Raw genomic sequence first — 14,437 nt, 5'->3', positions numbered from 1 at the left:
TTCGCTACAGTGTATCCAACATCACCGCGATGTGTCGCTTGACCTGAGGAAGCTCTGAAATCACGGGCATTACGTGTCCGTGAAAGCTGGCGCGGGCAAGTTCCTCGGGTACATCTTCCAAAACATGGCCTCCGGTGCAGGCAAAAAACGGCAGGCACAGCGCCTTGCCACCGCACCCGGTGGCGGCGTCCGCAATTGATGGGGTTTGCTCAACGAACCCGGTGCGAATGCTATTGAACGCGGTAAGCCGACCCAGATTCTCGGCGAAACCCTTTGCGACAATGGCCGGATTGGCGCTGCGGCCCGAGCCATGTGCAGCGATCACAAGATCTGTGTCCGCCGCGCTCCAAACCCTGTTCGTCAGTTCCTGATGTATGGCCGCTGTAATCAGGGCAGGCAGTTCGGGATCGATACCCATGGGGTCCAGAATCGTGACAGAACGCTGGCCAATCCGCTTTGGCAGAGCGCTGGTGACAAACCAGCCGCGCGCCATGAATAAGGGGTAGATAACCGTGTCGCTGGTCAATCCATCAAGGCAATTTTCCAACGCCTGCGGGGCTGCCAATGTGGCCGACGATACCGAAACCCGTTGACATAACTCATCTACCTCTCGCGCAAAGGCTGCTAGCGCAGCTTCTGCAGGTGCAGGGTCCGAGGGTTGGCCATGGGCGACGATAACGGCGTGTGTCATGCAGGGCTCCGGATAGGTTCTGCGATAGATGTATTGCTGGTGGGCAGAGTCAATGCGGTGTTGGCAATTTCGTCATCCCAGTAGAGTCAGCCACAACCAGACCGTCAATATTGACGCGGTCGTTCCGATCAGAACCGACGACGCGGCCACACGTTTGGCATGTCCGTACATGTTTGCGAAGATGTAGCTATTGATCCCCGGCGCCATCGCTGCGGTAAGAACGCCCGAGCGGAACAGGTCTTGCGGCAACGCCAGAGATGACCCGAAGAACCAAACCAGGCTCGGGTGCAGCATCAATGAGATACAGCAGACGAAAATAATGGTACGCAGATCGCCCTCGGGTCGGTACTTAACCAGCACGCCCCCCAGCGCGAACAGGGCACCGGGCAAGGCCGCGCGGGTGATCAGGTTCAAGGCTTCGTCCACAACTCCGGGTATGGCCAGTCCAGTGAGGTTTACGACAAACCCCAACGAGATCCCAAGAATGAGTGCATTCTTGAACATGGCCGACAGCACGGATTTCAACATCCGCACTCCGCCGTTTCCGCGGTTTCGAAGCACCTCCATCACCGTGATGCCGAGGCAATAGCAAAAGGGTGAGTGGAACGCGATGATTGTGAAGTTGCCAACTAGATTTTCGACCCCATAGGCGCGCTCGGTAATAGGCAACCCCAAGAGGACCGAGTTTGAAAACAGACAGCAAAATCCAATAGCAACCGAATCCTCCCACGCTCGTCCGAAGATCAGGCGCGCACCGATCATACCAGCGACAAAACACAGACCAGCTGCTGAATAGAAACTGACCAAAAGCCGAGGATCGAAGCTGGTGCCGAGATCGAGATTGGCAATGGCGAGAAACAGTAGGCAGGGAATGGCAAAGTTCTGCGTGAAACTCATTAACCCATCGATATGGGTTTCGCGAAAATAGCCGAACCTCGTCGCCGTGTATCCGGCACCGATGACCAGAAACACCGGCAGGATGACATCAATCAGGCTTTGTAACATGGCGGCGCCATACGGGGTATCGTAAGCGCGTGCAGCAGCATGCCTTACAGGGCGTGCCGGATCACCATGCCATCATAGGCAGGCGTGATATGATCCGGTGTTTCCGCATCGACCGTCGCATAATCCAGATCGATATGCATGTTGGTCAAAACGGCGCGTTTTGGTTTCAATTGGTCGATCCACTCCAGCGTCTTTTCCAGATGGGCATGTGTCGGATGCGGGGAACGACGCAGAGCGTCAATAATCAGGCAGTCCAGATTCGCCAGTTCAGTCATGCTCTCATCATAAAGCTCTGCTACATCAGGCAGATAGACGATGTTTCCCATTCTGAAACCAAGCGCATCAATCGATCCGTGGTTCACGCGAAATGGCCGAAGCGGGATCGTGCCGCCTGGGCCGGGAATTTCGAACGGCCCATTGATTGTCTTGAGGTCGAGTATGGGCGGATAGGGCGATCCCTCGGGCTGAACGAAGGCATAGCCAAACCGGCTGAGCAGATCGTTCTGCGTGTCACCATCGGCCCAGACGGGGACGCGGGTTTTCATATTGAAAACGATCATCCGCAGATCGTCGATCCCATTCATGTGGTCCGCGTGGGAATGCGTATAGACGACACCATCCAATCGCCCAGTCCCGGTGTCCAGCAATTGGCTACGCATATCCGGTGAGGTGTCGATCAGAACCGACGTAGTCCCGTCCGGCCCGTCCCGTTCGACCAGTAACGAGCATCGCCGACGCTGGTTTTTCGGGTTTTCCGGATCACAATCGCCCCAATGTCCCCCGAGACGGGGGACGCCACCGGATGACCCGCAGCCCAGAATTGTCAGGCGCAGCTCGCTCATGCAGCCGCCTTGTATGTGGCGGCTTTAGTGAAGAGCCGATCAAAATTGGCCTGCGTTTTTGCGGCGAAATCTGCGTAATCCAATCCGAAGACCTCAGCCCCTTTACGGGCGGTGTGTGCGGTATAGGCGGGCTCATTCCGTTTACCGCGATATGGTGGGGGGGCAAGATAGGGCGCATCGGTTTCGACCAGAATACGATCAACCGGAGCTGAAGCGAAGATATCGCGTAGTTCTTGGCTTCTTGGGAAGGCCGCGATGCCGGACATGGACAGGTAAAAGCCCAGATCAAGCGCGGCCCGGGCCAGTTCAGCCGATGAAGAGAAACAATGCATGACACAGGAATAGGGCGTATTACGATGCTCTTCGGTCAGAATGCGGGCCATGTCGTCATCAGCAGCGCGCGCGTGGATGATCAATGGCAGGCCAGTGCGCTGGGCGGCCTCGATATGGATGCGCAGCGATTGTTTCTGAACATCTGCCGACTCGGCCGTGTAGTGATAATCAAGCCCGCTTTCCCCAATGCCCACGAACTTGGGATGCTTAGCCAATGCGACCAGCTCATCGACCGTGGCCATCGGCTCATCAGCGGCGCTCATCGGGTGGGTGCCTGCAGCGTAGAAGACTGGGGCGTGAGCCTCGGCGATGGCGCGCACAGCGGGTTCGTTGCGCAGCCGGGTGCAGATGGTCACCATGCGGGTCACGCCAGCCTCGGCAGCGCGGGCGACGATATCATCCAACTGACCGTCGAAATCAGGGAAATCCAGATGGCAGTGGCTGTCGGTAATTTCGGGGGTGAGGCTCATCAGCTGTGACCGGCGGTTTCCTGTATCTTGAACACCGTATCTAGGACAAGCGAGGCAGGGTCAAGGTTCACCGCCTGCCCGTGTCGTGCGCGCGCCGTGATGAGCGCGGCGACCTCCGCCCATTGGCGGGCCTTGTGCTGCGAGTTAGAGAGGCGCGACAGAGTTTCAGCCTCATTCGGGGCGGCCTCGGGTATGGGGGCGGCACCTTTTGCACCTGTCAGCGCCAAACGCGAGAGCGCAACGTCGATCAGCGAAAGCAGCAGATCAAACCGTTCCGCAGCACCTCGCTGAGCAACCGCTTCTGCCAGTTTCAGGGCGCGCTGGCGGTCGAGCCGGGGAAGGGAGCCCAGAATTGCAATCAGCTCGGCATAAAGCTCTAGCCCGCCGAGATTGATCAAGCGGACGGCATCACCCACTGAACCGGCGGCGAGGGCTGCCAAATGCTCGGCCCGACTAGGGATTTCTGTGCCGGTCTGCGCTAGCGCGGCCTGCATGTCATCTGCGCCAAGGGGTGAAAGCCGCAGCGTGCGGCAACGCGAACGGATGGTCGGCAGCAGGCGCGAAGGTTGGTGTGAAACCAGCAGCAGCGTCGTGCGCGCTGGGGGTTCTTCGAGCATTTTCAGCAGCGCATTGGCGGCGCTGACATTCATTTCATCCGCTGAATCGACGATAACAACCCGGCGACCACCATCGGCAGAGGACAGGCCGAAGAACTTGCCCAGTTTGCGGATGTCATCGACAACGATTTCGTTGCGCAGCCGTCCCTGATCGTTGACGGACCGGGTGATTGCGGAAAGGCCGGGCTCGGCCCCCGCCTGGATACGGTGTGCGACGGGGTGGTCCGGGTCGATGTCCAACGTCTCAGGCGCAGGAGGGGCACCAAACAACCCGCCTTCATCTGCCGGAGGTGTGGCCAACAAAAACTGTGCAATGCGCCAGGCAAGGGTAGCCTTGCCCACGCCGCGCGGCCCCGTTAGCAACCAGCCGTGGTGCAGCCGGTCCGAGTTATACGCGGTTAAAAACGCCTCTTGGGCCGCATCCTGTCCGAACAGCTTGAGAGTTTCGCGCGGATGCGGGGCACCAGGGGCCTGATCCGGTGTTTGGATATCGTCGCTCATGTCAGCTCAATTGCAGGGACGTCATGACAATATCTGTCACATCCCGCGCAACGCTGTCCATGTCCCGATTGCCGTCGACCACGTGGAAACGGTCAGAGAATTCTTGAGCCAGACCCAGAAAACCTGCCCGCATCTGTTGTTGAAGATCCAAACCGAAATCTTCGAACCGTTCTTCGGTGCCCTGACGACCTTTGGCGCGCAACAGGCCTGTTTCCGGGTCCATATCGATCAGCAAGGTCATATCTGGCTCTCGCCGGATCATCAAGCTGTGCAACTGATCCACCAAACCCCGCAGATCGCCGCGCGACAGACCTTGATACATCCGGGTACTGTCGGCAAAGCGATCGCAGATCACAACCTTGCCCTCTGCCAACGCGGGTTCAATCGTGCGCTCAAGATGATCGCGCCGGGCAGCGGTGAACAGCAGGATCTCGGTCTCGGCCGACCAGCGGTCCGGATCACCCTGCAGCACAAGGCTGCGAATTTCTTCTGCCCCGTCCGATCCGCCGGGCTCGCGCGTCAGAACGACGTCGCGGCCTTGATGCCGCAAGTGCTCGGCCAGCAGGCGCGCCTGCGTGGACTTGCCTGATCCGTCAATGCCTTCGAAGGTCAGAAACGTTCCGCGCGCTGTCACATTTGCTCCAGCGGGGTGTTGATCACTTCTTTCAGAACGATGCCACCCACGGTCAACATACGCACGACAAACCCGCCCAAGGGAACATCCTTTTCCGCCACCAGCGGGCGGCGGATTTCGGGCAATCCCTCGGGTTGGATCACAAGCTCGGCCAATTGCTGGCCTTTGCTGACCGGTGCGTTGATAGGGCCGTCATAGACAACCTCGGCCTTGATGTCCTTGTCGCCCAAAACGGGGAACAGCAAGGTCAGATCACCCTCGGGCACCAATCCCACAGTCTTTTCCGCCCCCATCCAAAGCTTGGCCTGGGCTACCGGTTCTTCTGATTTGGCAACTGTCCTCTCGACAAAATTTCGAAACGACCAGTTAACCACGGCCTCAGCCTCCTCTGCGCGCTTGGCAGTGCTGTCGAGCCCTGAAAGTACAAAGACAACCCGTCGGTCGCCTTGTTTGGCAGAACCGACCAAACCATATCCTGCCTCTTGGGTATGGCCAGTCTTGAGGCCATCGGCCCCGATATCCAGCTTCAGCAGCGGATTGCGGTTCCGCGCGTTCGAGGGCGCGCGGCCATCGAATTCGAACTCTTCTTCGGCAAACAGGGGATAGTACTCGGGGAAATCGGTGATCAGCCGGTCGGCCAGAACTGCCAGATCGTGCACTGACATCATGTGCCCAGCAGCAGGCCAGCCGTTGGAATTGGCAAAGTTCGAGTTGTTCATGCCCATCTGCTGCGCCCGCTGAGTCATGAAACGGGCGAATCCGGCTTCGCTTCCGTCGGGGCTGAGCGCTTCGGCGATCACGACACAGGCGTCATTGCCCGAAAGCACGATGATCCCGCGCAAAAGATCCTCGACCCGGACACGATCCTGCGTGTTCAGGAACATGGTCGAGCCGCCATAGCTCATTGCATGTTCCGAGACGGGCAAAGTTTCGTCCAGCGTCAAACGGCCATCGCGCAAGGCTTCAAACGCCACATAAAGCGTCATGAGCTTCGACATGGACGCTGGAGGCAGAGGCTGATCGGCGTCTTTAGACAACAGCACAGTGCCGGTTTTCTGGTCCATCACATAAGCCGCACGCGCGGTGGTGTCGAAGGCATGGGCGGGCAGTGCCAACAGCGCCAACCCGAGGGCCAGTGTGGTGGATCGCAAAGCGGAAAGCATCATGGGCCTCCTGTTTGATCAGTTCTTTGCCGTGAAAGCATCGGTAAACCCAAGATCTTTCACATCGTTCAACATCGCTCGGCGTTCCGCGCGGGTTGCAACGGGTCCAACCAAAACGCGCCAGACCGACTTGTCCTCGCTTTTCAGTTCCATGACTTCGGCGGCCATGCCATTGCGCCGAATCTTGTCCGCCGCGCTCTTGGCGTTGGATTCTACGCTGAAGGTGCCCGCCTGAACAAAAGGTTTTGCCAACCCACTTGTCGTCGCAGCACTCGCCGTCGATGGTGCCGCGGCCGTTGGTTCAGAGGCCTCGATGGCCGCTGCCGCTCCGGCAATCGGGTCCAGAGGCGTTTCGGTGATAGCGTTAGGGTCTTTCTTTTGCCACCACTTGCGCTTGGCCGGTTTTTCAGCCGGTGCCGTCAGTTCGGGATCCGACAATGCTGCCGTCTGTGTTTCTGACGAAGGGGATTCGGTCTCGGCAGCAGCTGCGGTTGCTGCGCCAGCTGCTGCGACTGCAGTCTCGTCGCTTGGCTTTTTCTGCCACCATTTCCGCTTTTGAGGCTTTTCAGCAGCGCCCGTTTCCGACGCTTCTGCGGTGTCGGTTGTTTCCGAACTCTCTGCACTATCTGTCTCTTCGACAGGTTCCGCGGCGACAGGTGCAGGGGGTTCTTCAATAGCCTCACGTCGCAACGCGACAACCTGCACCCTGGTTGGAGCACCAGCCAGCATTCCCAATTGCTCGGCAGCGGATGACGAGACCTGCAGCGCGGGTCCCGGCAAATTCCGCTCACGGCGGAACAGGGCACCCGTTACCGATTTGTTGTTGGCTGTATTCTTGATCAGCACCCGCTCGGGTTGAGTCACATCGGGATGCGCCACCCAGATACCACCCAGCGATGGCCGCCCGTCCCACAATCCTGCTTCGGTGACCTGAAAAACCTCGGGGGCTTCAACATCGCGCTGATTGGTCGCGGCAGCCTCGGGGAACAGTTCGAACCGGTTTGTGTTGTCCGCATCTTCGGCGGCCGTATCCTCAGGCGGGTCCTCTGTAGTAAGTAGCCCTTCTTCGCATCCAGCCAATGCTGCCATCGTCACGACCAAAATTGCCAGCCGTTGTGGCCCAAAGCGTGTGCCCGTAGCTCGCTCCATTTTCTCAATCCCTTGCCTGACAAGGCCATTCCGGCCGCGCCCCACCGCGTCATTGCTGGTTCTTGTTGCCAGTCTTGTGCGGTCTTTCCCGCAGATCATAGCGCGGGCATCGGGCCATGGAAAGACTGCTACATTCGCTACGGCAAGATTTCCCGCTTTATGGCTTGCCTCTGCGCTCAACTCGTCATAGACCCAGCCTCACGCGGGGAGGTGGCAGAGTGGTCGAATGCGGCGGTCTTGAAAACCGTTGAACGTGAGAGCGTTCCCAGGGTTCGAATCCCTGTCTCCCCGCCACTCATACCTGTCTCACTTCAGTTGTGTTTTCTGACCCGGAATTGTGCCGTAATTCCCGCGAGTTGGCGCATGCGCTTTCAATCAGAGACGGAGCAGATCGCACGCTCAGAGCGCAATTCCGGCCGCAGTCTCTGTGTCGCATTTTGGCGGGGTCGCTTTGGGCGGGATTTCCCTGATACCCGGCAATTTACAGGGAATTTTCGTGAAACAGGTCTGAGTTCCGTCATTTCCCCTATCGGAACTGCATGTTTTCCAGAGGTTTATGTTGCAAATTCCCTAAAAGGTGGAACAGGGAATTTTCTCGTGGGAACAGGGAATTGTGCCTACGGATCAGGGAGGGCAAACCCTGTAACAGGGACGAAGGACTTGGAGATGTCAGAAGCCGAACAGGCGTTCCTGTTCAGACCAGTCTAGTGGGTGGGTCATGCTGACAAGACGCTTGAGTGTGAATTCGGTCGGCTGAGCGCCGTCGAGAATCGCGACCTGAATCTTCGGTGAAAGAAACGCGAGCTGAGCACGGGTACGGATGAAGGCGCCGGGGAGGTTTTGCGGCGGGCAATTTCCATCAGTTGAACGCCGGCTTTTAGATCACGCGCCCAGCCATGAGCGCGGATCAGCATGGACCGGAGGTGGGGATCGGGTTGGGGTGCCATGTCTCCAGCGATGACCTTGGCCTCGACGCCGCGTCGTCGCAGATCGAAGGATGAGGTGATGTGTGTGAGATCCGGGTTCAGATGATCGGCCGCGATGCCAAGTGCGCTTGCCAGAGTTTTAGGGTTCGATTCGAGGTCGATCTGTCCGCGTGCAATTCTGCCGTTGGCCAGAATATCAGCACCGACCTGAGCGCCTTGGCCTCGAAGCCGAGTTACTAAATCCGCAGCTGAAGTCTGAACTGCCTCCGTTGACCCGGCCTCCGGTTGCGCCAGCACCTGGTGCGCGGCGGCGGCGTCTTGCAGATGTCTGACGATGACATCAATGACTGCGTGTTCCAGCGCCGGGCCGGGCAGTCGCCAGCCGGAGATATCCTTGCCACCCGAGATCAGTCGATTGGAGACGTAATAGCGCAACCGTCGGCCTTTGCGCGTGGTGTGGGTTGGCGTCAACCGATTACCTGTTTCGTCCTGCAGCAGACCGGTGAGCCAGGCGCCGGGGTCATTGGAGTGTTGGCGCGTATCGGAGCCGCCGCGTGCACGGGAGCGATTGGAGGCCTGTCGCATTTTTTCCTGTACCCGGTCCCAAACGCCTTGGTCGATGATCGCCGTATGTTGTCCGTCCCAGATCTTATTCTTGTGGCGAATTTTTCCGAGATAAACCGGGTTGCGCAGCAGGTAATAGATCTGACCCCGTGACAGCAGATAATCCCCTTTTATGCTGCCATCCGACCGAACAGCCCGTTTTGATCGCAGGTCTTCTGCTGTTGCCCGTTCTTCTACTTTGCGCAGGCAACCCAGCTCGTCATAAAGCCCAAAGAGATGTCGGACCGTTCTGGCCTCCTCCTCATTCACCACCAGCGTTCTTGCTTTTGGATTGGGGTGGCGGTCATAGCCGAGAGGCAGGTTGCCACCCATCCAAAGCCCCTTTTTTCTTAGACGCTGCAATCTTGTCGCGAATACGTTCGGCGGTGACTTCCCGTTCAAACTGAGCAAAGGACAACAGCATATTCAGGGTCAACCGGCCCATGGAAGATGAGGTATTGAAGGCCTGTGTAACCGAAACAAAGGAACAGTTTGCCTGTTCCAGCCGGTCGACCAGCTTGGAGAAGTCGGTAAGCGACCGGGTCAGCCGGTCAATCTTGTAGACCACCACCATGTCAATACGCCCGGCATCGATCTCATCAAGCAGGCGTTGAAGGGCAGGGCGTTCGAGTGTACCGCCGGACAGGCCGCCGTCATCGTAGCGCCCGGGCAGTAGGGTCCAGCCTTCGTGTCGCTGGCTGGCGACATAGGCTGCGCAGGCCTCAAATTGCGCGTCCAGCGAATTAAAGTCCTGATCCAGACCATCTTCGGAGGACTTGCGCGTGTAGATGGCGCATCGGGTTTTGCGGCGCGGGCTCATTTGGCCCCCTTGCCAGAGAGTCCGAAGAAACGCGGCCCTGACCAATGCGTGCCGGTAATCTCTCTGGCGATGGCCGAGAGCGAGCGATGGGACCGACCGTTCCAAGTGAAGCCGTCATCTGTAACGTCGACTACATGGGTCACGCCATTCCACTCGCGCAGTAGGCGCCCGCCGGGTTTTAGGGCAGGGCATGTAGGCCGGGGCTTCTTCATAGAGCCCTTTTCCAGCGTGACTTTGACCTGCCGGGGTAGCCCGCCATGACGGCGGGACTGCATCTCAAAGGCAATGAAACGGCGCATGAAGGGTTGGCTGAGCATGGCGGGGGCTTGTTGATCAAACAGTTGCTGCCAAAGCGTGACCAGAGCCGATCGACCCATGGCGGCGAGATCGGCGACATCGCTGGTCTTGGTCATGTCTCTTCTCCTGTTCCCGCCGTCAGGTGATATATGGATGGTCCATTTGGTTTGTCGGATGTCCGCCGTTCAATCGTTGCGCCTTTTTTCCGCAGACCGCTTAGAGCTGCTCGGACCGAATGAGGCTGCCACTCCGTTGCTTTGCAGAGCGCCTCAAGGCTGGCGCCGCTCGGGCGACGCAACAAAGCTTGCACCCGGTCAATTTTGGTTTGATTGGATTTGGACATATATTGTCTCCTCTGATCTGGGGCTGGCGGAATGCCGAACCCTGGTACTGAGGAGCGCCCGAATGGCTCGGGCGTAGGTTCAGTGATGCGTGGTTTACGTCAACAGTCCAGCTCTTTCTGAAACGATTACTGGAGGCGTGTGTTTTGAAGTGCGACGCTGCCGTACCCCCGATTATTCGGCAACAATCTTAATTGGTTACTTTTAGTTTGGGGGGTTGCGTCTCGTATTGATGGCACCTACATTCGACCTAATCGCCCGTACTATCAGGGCGGGAAACTGCTCCCGCAGGCAGCACTCATTGGAACACAGGTTTCCGCAGAGAGCATTCAAAGGAGCAACGTCTCGGATCGATTGGTCCGGGGAGTTGCGATTTGTGCTCTCTCCGATTTTCCAACGCGATCCCTCCATCTCGACGTCCGCGCGGCGTCACGCAAAAGGAGGCGGTTATGCCTGCCAAAAACACACACAGCGACGTTCAGGCGTCCAATACGCCTATCTGGATGGCCGAAAAAGTTATCCAATCCCAGATCAGCCAGATCAAGCCCTACGCCAACAACAACCGCGTGCACGCGGCCAAGAATGTCGACAAACTGAAGGCATCGGTGGCCCAGTTTGGGTTTGTCACCCCGATCCTGTTGGATGGTTCGGGCACAATCATCGCGGGCCATGGCCGCTATGAGGCCGCCAAGGCTCTGGGGTTGACGTCCGTGCCGACGGTTGTCGCGGGTCACCTGTCAGATGCAGAAGTTCGTGCTTTGCGCATCGCGGATAACAAGCTGGCGGAACTGTCGGACTGGAACGAAGCAGCGCTGCAGATCGAATTTGCCGAGCTGACGGACCTCAGCCTTGATGGTGAACTGGACTTTGATCTGGATATCACCGGGTTCGAAACGCCGGAGATCGACATTATCATCGATGGCACGGATGAGGCCACGAAGACTGAAGCGGAATCTGTTGAGACGCCTGACCCCGCGGTACCGGCAATTACGCAGCCGGGCGACCTCTGGATTCTTGGAGATCACCGCATCTTCTGCGGGGATGCTTTGCAAGCTCAGAGCTATGAGATGCTCCTGGATGGCGAGAGCCCGCAGATGGTGTTCACCGATCCTCCTTATAACGTACCGGTCAATGGGCATGTCCGCTGTGGCACCGGCGGCGATCATCGCGAATTTGCCATGGCGTCGGGAGAAATGTCGGACAGCGAGTTCCGCAACTTTCTCACCGACGTGATCAACCGGCTGTTTGACTGCTTGCCGGACGGAGGCATCGCGATGATCTGCATGGACTGGCGTCACATTGAAGAGTTGATTGCGGCCGGCAAGGCAGGTGGATTGGAACTCATCAATCTCTGTGTCTGGAATAAGACCAACGGAGGCATGGGCAGCCTTTATCGGTCCAAGCACGAGCTGGTTTGCATCTTCAAGAAGCCCGGTGCGCCACATGTCAACAATGTCGAACTGGGAAAACATGGTCGCAACCGGACCAATGTCTGGGACTATGCCGGTGTGAACAGCTTTGGGGCAGGGCGTGAAGCGGATCTCGCTGATCATCCCACGGTGAAGCCAACGGCCCTGGTCGCGGATGCCATCATGGATGTGAGTCATCGCGGCGATGTCGTGCTGGACGCCTTTGGCGGGTCCGGTGCAACCTTGCTGGCCGCTGAGAAAACCGGACGCCGGGCGCGGCTTATTGAGTTCGACCCTGTTTACGTCGACGTCGCCATCCGTCGTTGGCAGGAGATGACCGGTGAGAGCGCCGTGCATGCCGTCACGGGGCAAACGTTCGATGCGCGTTCTGCGGCCAGCGACACCGCCTCGAAGCAGGAGGCGGATCATGTCTGACGATACGAAAGATTACGAAGTGGGCTACGGCAAACCGCCTAAAGCAACCCAATTCAAGAAAGGCCGATCCGGCAATCCGAAAGGGCGGCCGAAAGGTGCCAAAGGGGTGAATGCCAGCTTGAAACGTGAATTGGAAACCAAGATTACGGTTCGCGAAGGCAGCCACGAAATCCGGATTTCCAAGGCGGAGGCAATTGCCAAGCGGCTCACGGCTGGCGCGTTGAAGGGCGACACGAAATTGTTGATGGCGCTGCTGAAGCTGGACGCAGATCTGTTCAACACAAGTGACATGGACGCGCAAGAAACCGTCCGTGCGGTTGAGCCGGACGCTGTCGACTACGACATCCTCCGGGATTTCTTTTCCAGTCACCCGGATGGTGACGGCGGTCCGGAAGATGAGGAGGCCAATGATGTCAGCTCCTGATCCCAAAATGGTCCAGCAGGTCGCTCGCGAGGTTTGCCGGGATAATTTCTTTCCCTTCGTGTGGCGTGTGTTTGGCACGCTGCACCAGGGGACTGACCGCGGCTTTGATCCGGCCTGGCATGTGCGTGCTATGTGCCATGAGTTGGACAACGTTCGCGTCGGCGAGAACAAGCGGTTGATCATCAACATTCCGCCGCGTTGCCTGAAATCGGTCACCGTTGCCGTTGCATATGTCGCTTATCTTCTTGGGCACTCACCGAGCGCCAAAATCATTGTTGCCAGCTACGGGCTGGATCTGGCGCGTAAACATTCCGAGGATTGTCGTCGGATCATGTCTGCGCGCTGGTACCGGGAAATGTTCCCTGAAACGGTCTTGGCTAAAAAGGGCAACACCTCAGAAGAAATCCGCACCACAAAGGGAGGCAGCCGTAAGGCTGTCTCCATCGGAAGTTCTGTCACCGGTCATGGCGCTGATTACATCATCATCGATGACCTGCTGAAAGCTGGAGATGCGGGCTCCGAGGCCGAGCTGGTCAAGGCACAGGAGTTCATTGAGGGGACCTTGCTGTCGCGCTTCGACAACCCGGCCGAAGGGCGCGTGGTCATGGTTGCACAACGGCTGCACGAGATGGATCCGCCGGGTTATCTGCTTGAACGTGGGACCTATCGGCACCTGAATCTGCCTGCCATCGCCGAAGAACATGAGAAGGTGCCTCTCGGGCGTGGAAGGGTCATGTGCCGCAAACCGGGTGATCTCCTGTGCCCGTCCCGTTTGGATCAGAACACGCTGGATACAAAACGTCGTGAAATGGGCGCAGCTGTGTTCAATTGCCAGTATCAGCAGAACCCGATTGCGCCAGATGGCTCGCCGCTGCGCTGGGAGTGGTTCGGCACCTATGAGACCGTCGAAGATCGTCGCTGGTTCCAACTGGTTGTTCAAAGCTGGGATACGGGGATGTCTGCGGATCCGCGATCCGACTTCTCGGCCTGTACGACCTGGGGGTTCCGAGAAAACGCGTGGTACCTTCTCGACGTCTGGCGCGGGCAGGTAGACTACCAAGACCTAAAAGCCAAGGCACTGCAGCTTGTCGGTCGTTGGGATCCCGATCGTGTTCTGATCGAAGATGCGGCCTCCGGCAAACCGCTTCTGGACGAATTGTTTCGTGATAACCGTCGGCGCTACGAACGCATTAAACCCGACAAAGACAAGGAAACCCGGTTCCAGTCCGCTTGCGGTCCTGTCGAAGAGGGCAAGGTGTATCTGCCTGCAGACGCACCCTGGCTGCCGGTATTCAAACGAGAGCTTCAGTCCTTTCCACGCGGGCGCAACGACGATCAGGTCGACAGCTTTGCCCATTTTCTGAACTGGTCCAAGGGACCGGGCTTCTACCGGGCATTGGGCCGGGACCACCGGATCAACATCGAACGTCGGGAGCGCAATCGAGAGAGGGTCAGACGGCGGTAGAACCTCAGCGTCAAGCTTGAAAACTCGTTGAATATTGCTGGGAGGGCCGATGTCGGACCAATCCTGAGAGCGGCCCCAATGACCGCTCGCAACCACAAACCAGTCTCATCGCTAATGCCGTCGGATGACTGCTTCGAGCCCAAAATGACCGATGCTGCGCTCTCTATGAACGTCCGCTTTGAGACGGGCTCTGATCTTGTCGCATTGATGCTTCTTCGAGACGTGATTTAAGACGGTCAACAACATTTTGCGCTGTCGCAATATCATCTGGCGACAGACCTTCCGAGAGTTCATTCACCCATGGGACTTGCT

At 58.0% G+C, this 14,437-nt stretch carries 15 protein-coding genes and 1 tRNA gene; 4 read left to right on the top strand and 12 right to left on the bottom strand.

Features of this window, described 5'->3' with window-relative positions:
* Positions 1-4: 4 nt before the first annotated feature.
* The 8 genes from ACR0EN_RS11855 to ACR0EN_RS11820 all read right to left on the bottom strand — a co-directional run bounded on the left by ACR0EN_RS11855 (position 5) and on the right by ACR0EN_RS11820 (position 7,405).
* Positions 5-691, bottom strand: a complete 687-nt coding sequence (locus ACR0EN_RS11855) for a CbiX/SirB N-terminal domain-containing protein (RefSeq protein ID WP_170818010.1) — start codon at positions 689-691, stop codon at positions 5-7.
* Positions 692-763: 72 nt separating this feature from the next.
* Positions 764-1,696 carry an AEC family transporter gene (locus ACR0EN_RS11850; RefSeq protein WP_170403928.1) on the bottom strand — a complete coding sequence of 311 codons (933 nt, stop codon included), beginning with the start codon at positions 1,694-1,696 and terminating at the stop codon, positions 764-766.
* Between the two features lie 44 nt (positions 1,697-1,740).
* The gene (locus ACR0EN_RS11845) at positions 1,741-2,538 is read right to left on the bottom strand and encodes an MBL fold metallo-hydrolase (protein ID WP_170396999.1); all 798 of its coding nucleotides are present in this window, start codon (positions 2,536-2,538) and stop codon (positions 1,741-1,743) included.
* A complete protein-coding gene (locus ACR0EN_RS11840; RefSeq protein ID WP_170424075.1) occupies positions 2,535-3,341 on the bottom strand; it encodes a TatD family hydrolase in 807 nt (268 codons plus the stop codon). The genes ACR0EN_RS11845 and ACR0EN_RS11840 overlap by 4 nt, the downstream gene beginning before the upstream one ends.
* Positions 3,341-4,459: a DNA polymerase III subunit delta' gene (locus ACR0EN_RS11835; RefSeq protein WP_480586911.1), complete on the bottom strand. Its 1,119-nt coding sequence runs from the start codon at positions 4,457-4,459 to the stop codon at positions 3,341-3,343. Before ACR0EN_RS11835 ends, ACR0EN_RS11840 begins: the two co-directional genes overlap by 1 nt.
* 1 nt (position 4,460) lies before the next feature.
* On the bottom strand, positions 4,461-5,093 hold the full coding sequence (gene tmk, locus ACR0EN_RS11830) for a dTMP kinase (protein WP_170612259.1): 633 nt from the start codon (positions 5,091-5,093) through the stop codon (positions 4,461-4,463).
* Positions 5,090-6,256, bottom strand: coding sequence for a D-alanyl-D-alanine carboxypeptidase family protein (locus ACR0EN_RS11825; protein ID WP_170396992.1), 1,167 nt, complete (start codon positions 6,254-6,256; stop codon positions 5,090-5,092). Before ACR0EN_RS11825 ends, tmk begins: the two co-directional genes overlap by 4 nt.
* Before the next feature lie 18 nt (positions 6,257-6,274).
* Positions 6,275-7,405: an SPOR domain-containing protein gene (locus ACR0EN_RS11820; RefSeq protein WP_480586908.1), complete on the bottom strand. Its 1,131-nt coding sequence runs from the start codon at positions 7,403-7,405 to the stop codon at positions 6,275-6,277.
* 204 nt (positions 7,406-7,609) lie between these two features.
* On the opposite strand from ACR0EN_RS11820, the gene ACR0EN_RS11815 reads away from it, so the two are divergent.
* Positions 7,610-7,699, top strand: a tRNA-Ser gene (locus ACR0EN_RS11815).
* Positions 7,700-8,121: 422 nt separating this feature from the next.
* On the opposite strand, the gene ACR0EN_RS11810 is transcribed toward ACR0EN_RS11815, so the two are convergent.
* The 4 genes from ACR0EN_RS11810 to ACR0EN_RS11795 are packed head-to-tail and all read right to left on the bottom strand — an operon-like array spanning position 8,122 to position 10,394.
* On the bottom strand, positions 8,122-9,267 hold the full coding sequence (locus ACR0EN_RS11810; protein ID WP_480586905.1) for a recombinase family protein: 1,146 nt from the start codon (positions 9,265-9,267) through the stop codon (positions 8,122-8,124).
* The gene (locus tag ACR0EN_RS11805; protein WP_480586901.1) at positions 9,239-9,754 is read right to left on the bottom strand and encodes a recombinase family protein; all 516 of its coding nucleotides are present in this window, start codon (positions 9,752-9,754) and stop codon (positions 9,239-9,241) included. Before ACR0EN_RS11805 ends, ACR0EN_RS11810 begins: the two co-directional genes overlap by 29 nt.
* Positions 9,751-10,167, bottom strand: coding sequence for a DUF2924 domain-containing protein (locus ACR0EN_RS11800; RefSeq protein WP_170612263.1), 417 nt, complete (start codon positions 10,165-10,167; stop codon positions 9,751-9,753). Before ACR0EN_RS11800 ends, ACR0EN_RS11805 begins: the two co-directional genes overlap by 4 nt.
* Positions 10,164-10,394, bottom strand: coding sequence for a DUF3489 domain-containing protein (locus ACR0EN_RS11795; protein ID WP_170612265.1), 231 nt, complete (start codon positions 10,392-10,394; stop codon positions 10,164-10,166). Before ACR0EN_RS11795 ends, ACR0EN_RS11800 begins: the two co-directional genes overlap by 4 nt.
* Positions 10,395-10,841: 447 nt before the next feature.
* Between ACR0EN_RS11795 and ACR0EN_RS11790 the strand changes: the two genes are divergently transcribed.
* Genes ACR0EN_RS11790 through terL form a run of 3 tightly spaced genes read left to right on the top strand, consistent with a single transcriptional unit; the run spans position 10,842 to position 14,125 of the window.
* Positions 10,842-12,236 carry a site-specific DNA-methyltransferase gene (locus tag ACR0EN_RS11790; RefSeq protein ID WP_480586897.1) on the top strand — a complete coding sequence of 465 codons (1,395 nt, stop codon included), beginning with the start codon at positions 10,842-10,844 and terminating at the stop codon, positions 12,234-12,236.
* Positions 12,229-12,660, top strand: a complete 432-nt coding sequence (locus ACR0EN_RS11785; protein WP_170612267.1) for a DUF5681 domain-containing protein — start codon at positions 12,229-12,231, stop codon at positions 12,658-12,660. The genes ACR0EN_RS11790 and ACR0EN_RS11785 overlap by 8 nt, the downstream gene beginning before the upstream one ends.
* On the top strand, positions 12,647-14,125 hold the full coding sequence (gene terL / locus ACR0EN_RS11780; RefSeq protein ID WP_480586894.1) for a phage terminase large subunit: 1,479 nt from the start codon (positions 12,647-12,649) through the stop codon (positions 14,123-14,125). The genes ACR0EN_RS11785 and terL overlap by 14 nt, the downstream gene beginning before the upstream one ends.
* Positions 14,126-14,437 lie beyond the last annotated feature (312 nt).

This window comes from Ruegeria sp. AB7, from assembly GCF_056542625.1.
Note: the sequence above shows the minus strand (reverse complement) of the source record. Positions and strands in the feature narration are given on the sequence as shown.

Coding starts and splice junctions, on each gene's coding strand:
- ACR0EN_RS11825 (WP_170396992.1), bottom strand. CDS start 6,256: ATGCTTTCCGCTTTGCGATCCACCACACTGGCCCTCGGGTTGGCGCTG.
- ACR0EN_RS11820 (WP_480586908.1), bottom strand. CDS start 7,405: ATGGAGCGAGCTACGGGCACACGCTTTGGGCCACAACGGCTGGCAATT.
- ACR0EN_RS11790 (WP_480586897.1), top strand. CDS start 10,842: ATGCCTGCCAAAAACACACACAGCGACGTTCAGGCGTCCAATACGCCT.
- ACR0EN_RS11845 (WP_170396999.1), bottom strand. CDS start 2,538: ATGAGCGAGCTGCGCCTGACAATTCTGGGCTGCGGGTCATCCGGTGGC.
- terL (WP_480586894.1), top strand. CDS start 12,647: ATGTCAGCTCCTGATCCCAAAATGGTCCAGCAGGTCGCTCGCGAGGTT.
- ACR0EN_RS11785 (WP_170612267.1), top strand. CDS start 12,229: ATGTCTGACGATACGAAAGATTACGAAGTGGGCTACGGCAAACCGCCT.
- ACR0EN_RS11855 (WP_170818010.1), bottom strand. CDS start 691: ATGACACACGCCGTTATCGTCGCCCATGGCCAACCCTCGGACCCTGCA.
- ACR0EN_RS11810 (WP_480586905.1), bottom strand. CDS start 9,267: ATGGGTGGCAACCTGCCTCTCGGCTATGACCGCCACCCCAATCCAAAA.
- ACR0EN_RS11850 (WP_170403928.1), bottom strand. CDS start 1,696: ATGTTACAAAGCCTGATTGATGTCATCCTGCCGGTGTTTCTGGTCATC.
- ACR0EN_RS11805 (WP_480586901.1), bottom strand. CDS start 9,754: ATGAGCCCGCGCCGCAAAACCCGATGCGCCATCTACACGCGCAAGTCC.
- ACR0EN_RS11840 (WP_170424075.1), bottom strand. CDS start 3,341: ATGAGCCTCACCCCCGAAATTACCGACAGCCACTGCCATCTGGATTTC.
- ACR0EN_RS11835 (WP_480586911.1), bottom strand. CDS start 4,459: ATGAGCGACGATATCCAAACACCGGATCAGGCCCCTGGTGCCCCGCAT.
- ACR0EN_RS11800 (WP_170612263.1), bottom strand. CDS start 10,167: ATGACCAAGACCAGCGATGTCGCCGATCTCGCCGCCATGGGTCGATCG.
- ACR0EN_RS11795 (WP_170612265.1), bottom strand. CDS start 10,394: ATGTCCAAATCCAATCAAACCAAAATTGACCGGGTGCAAGCTTTGTTG.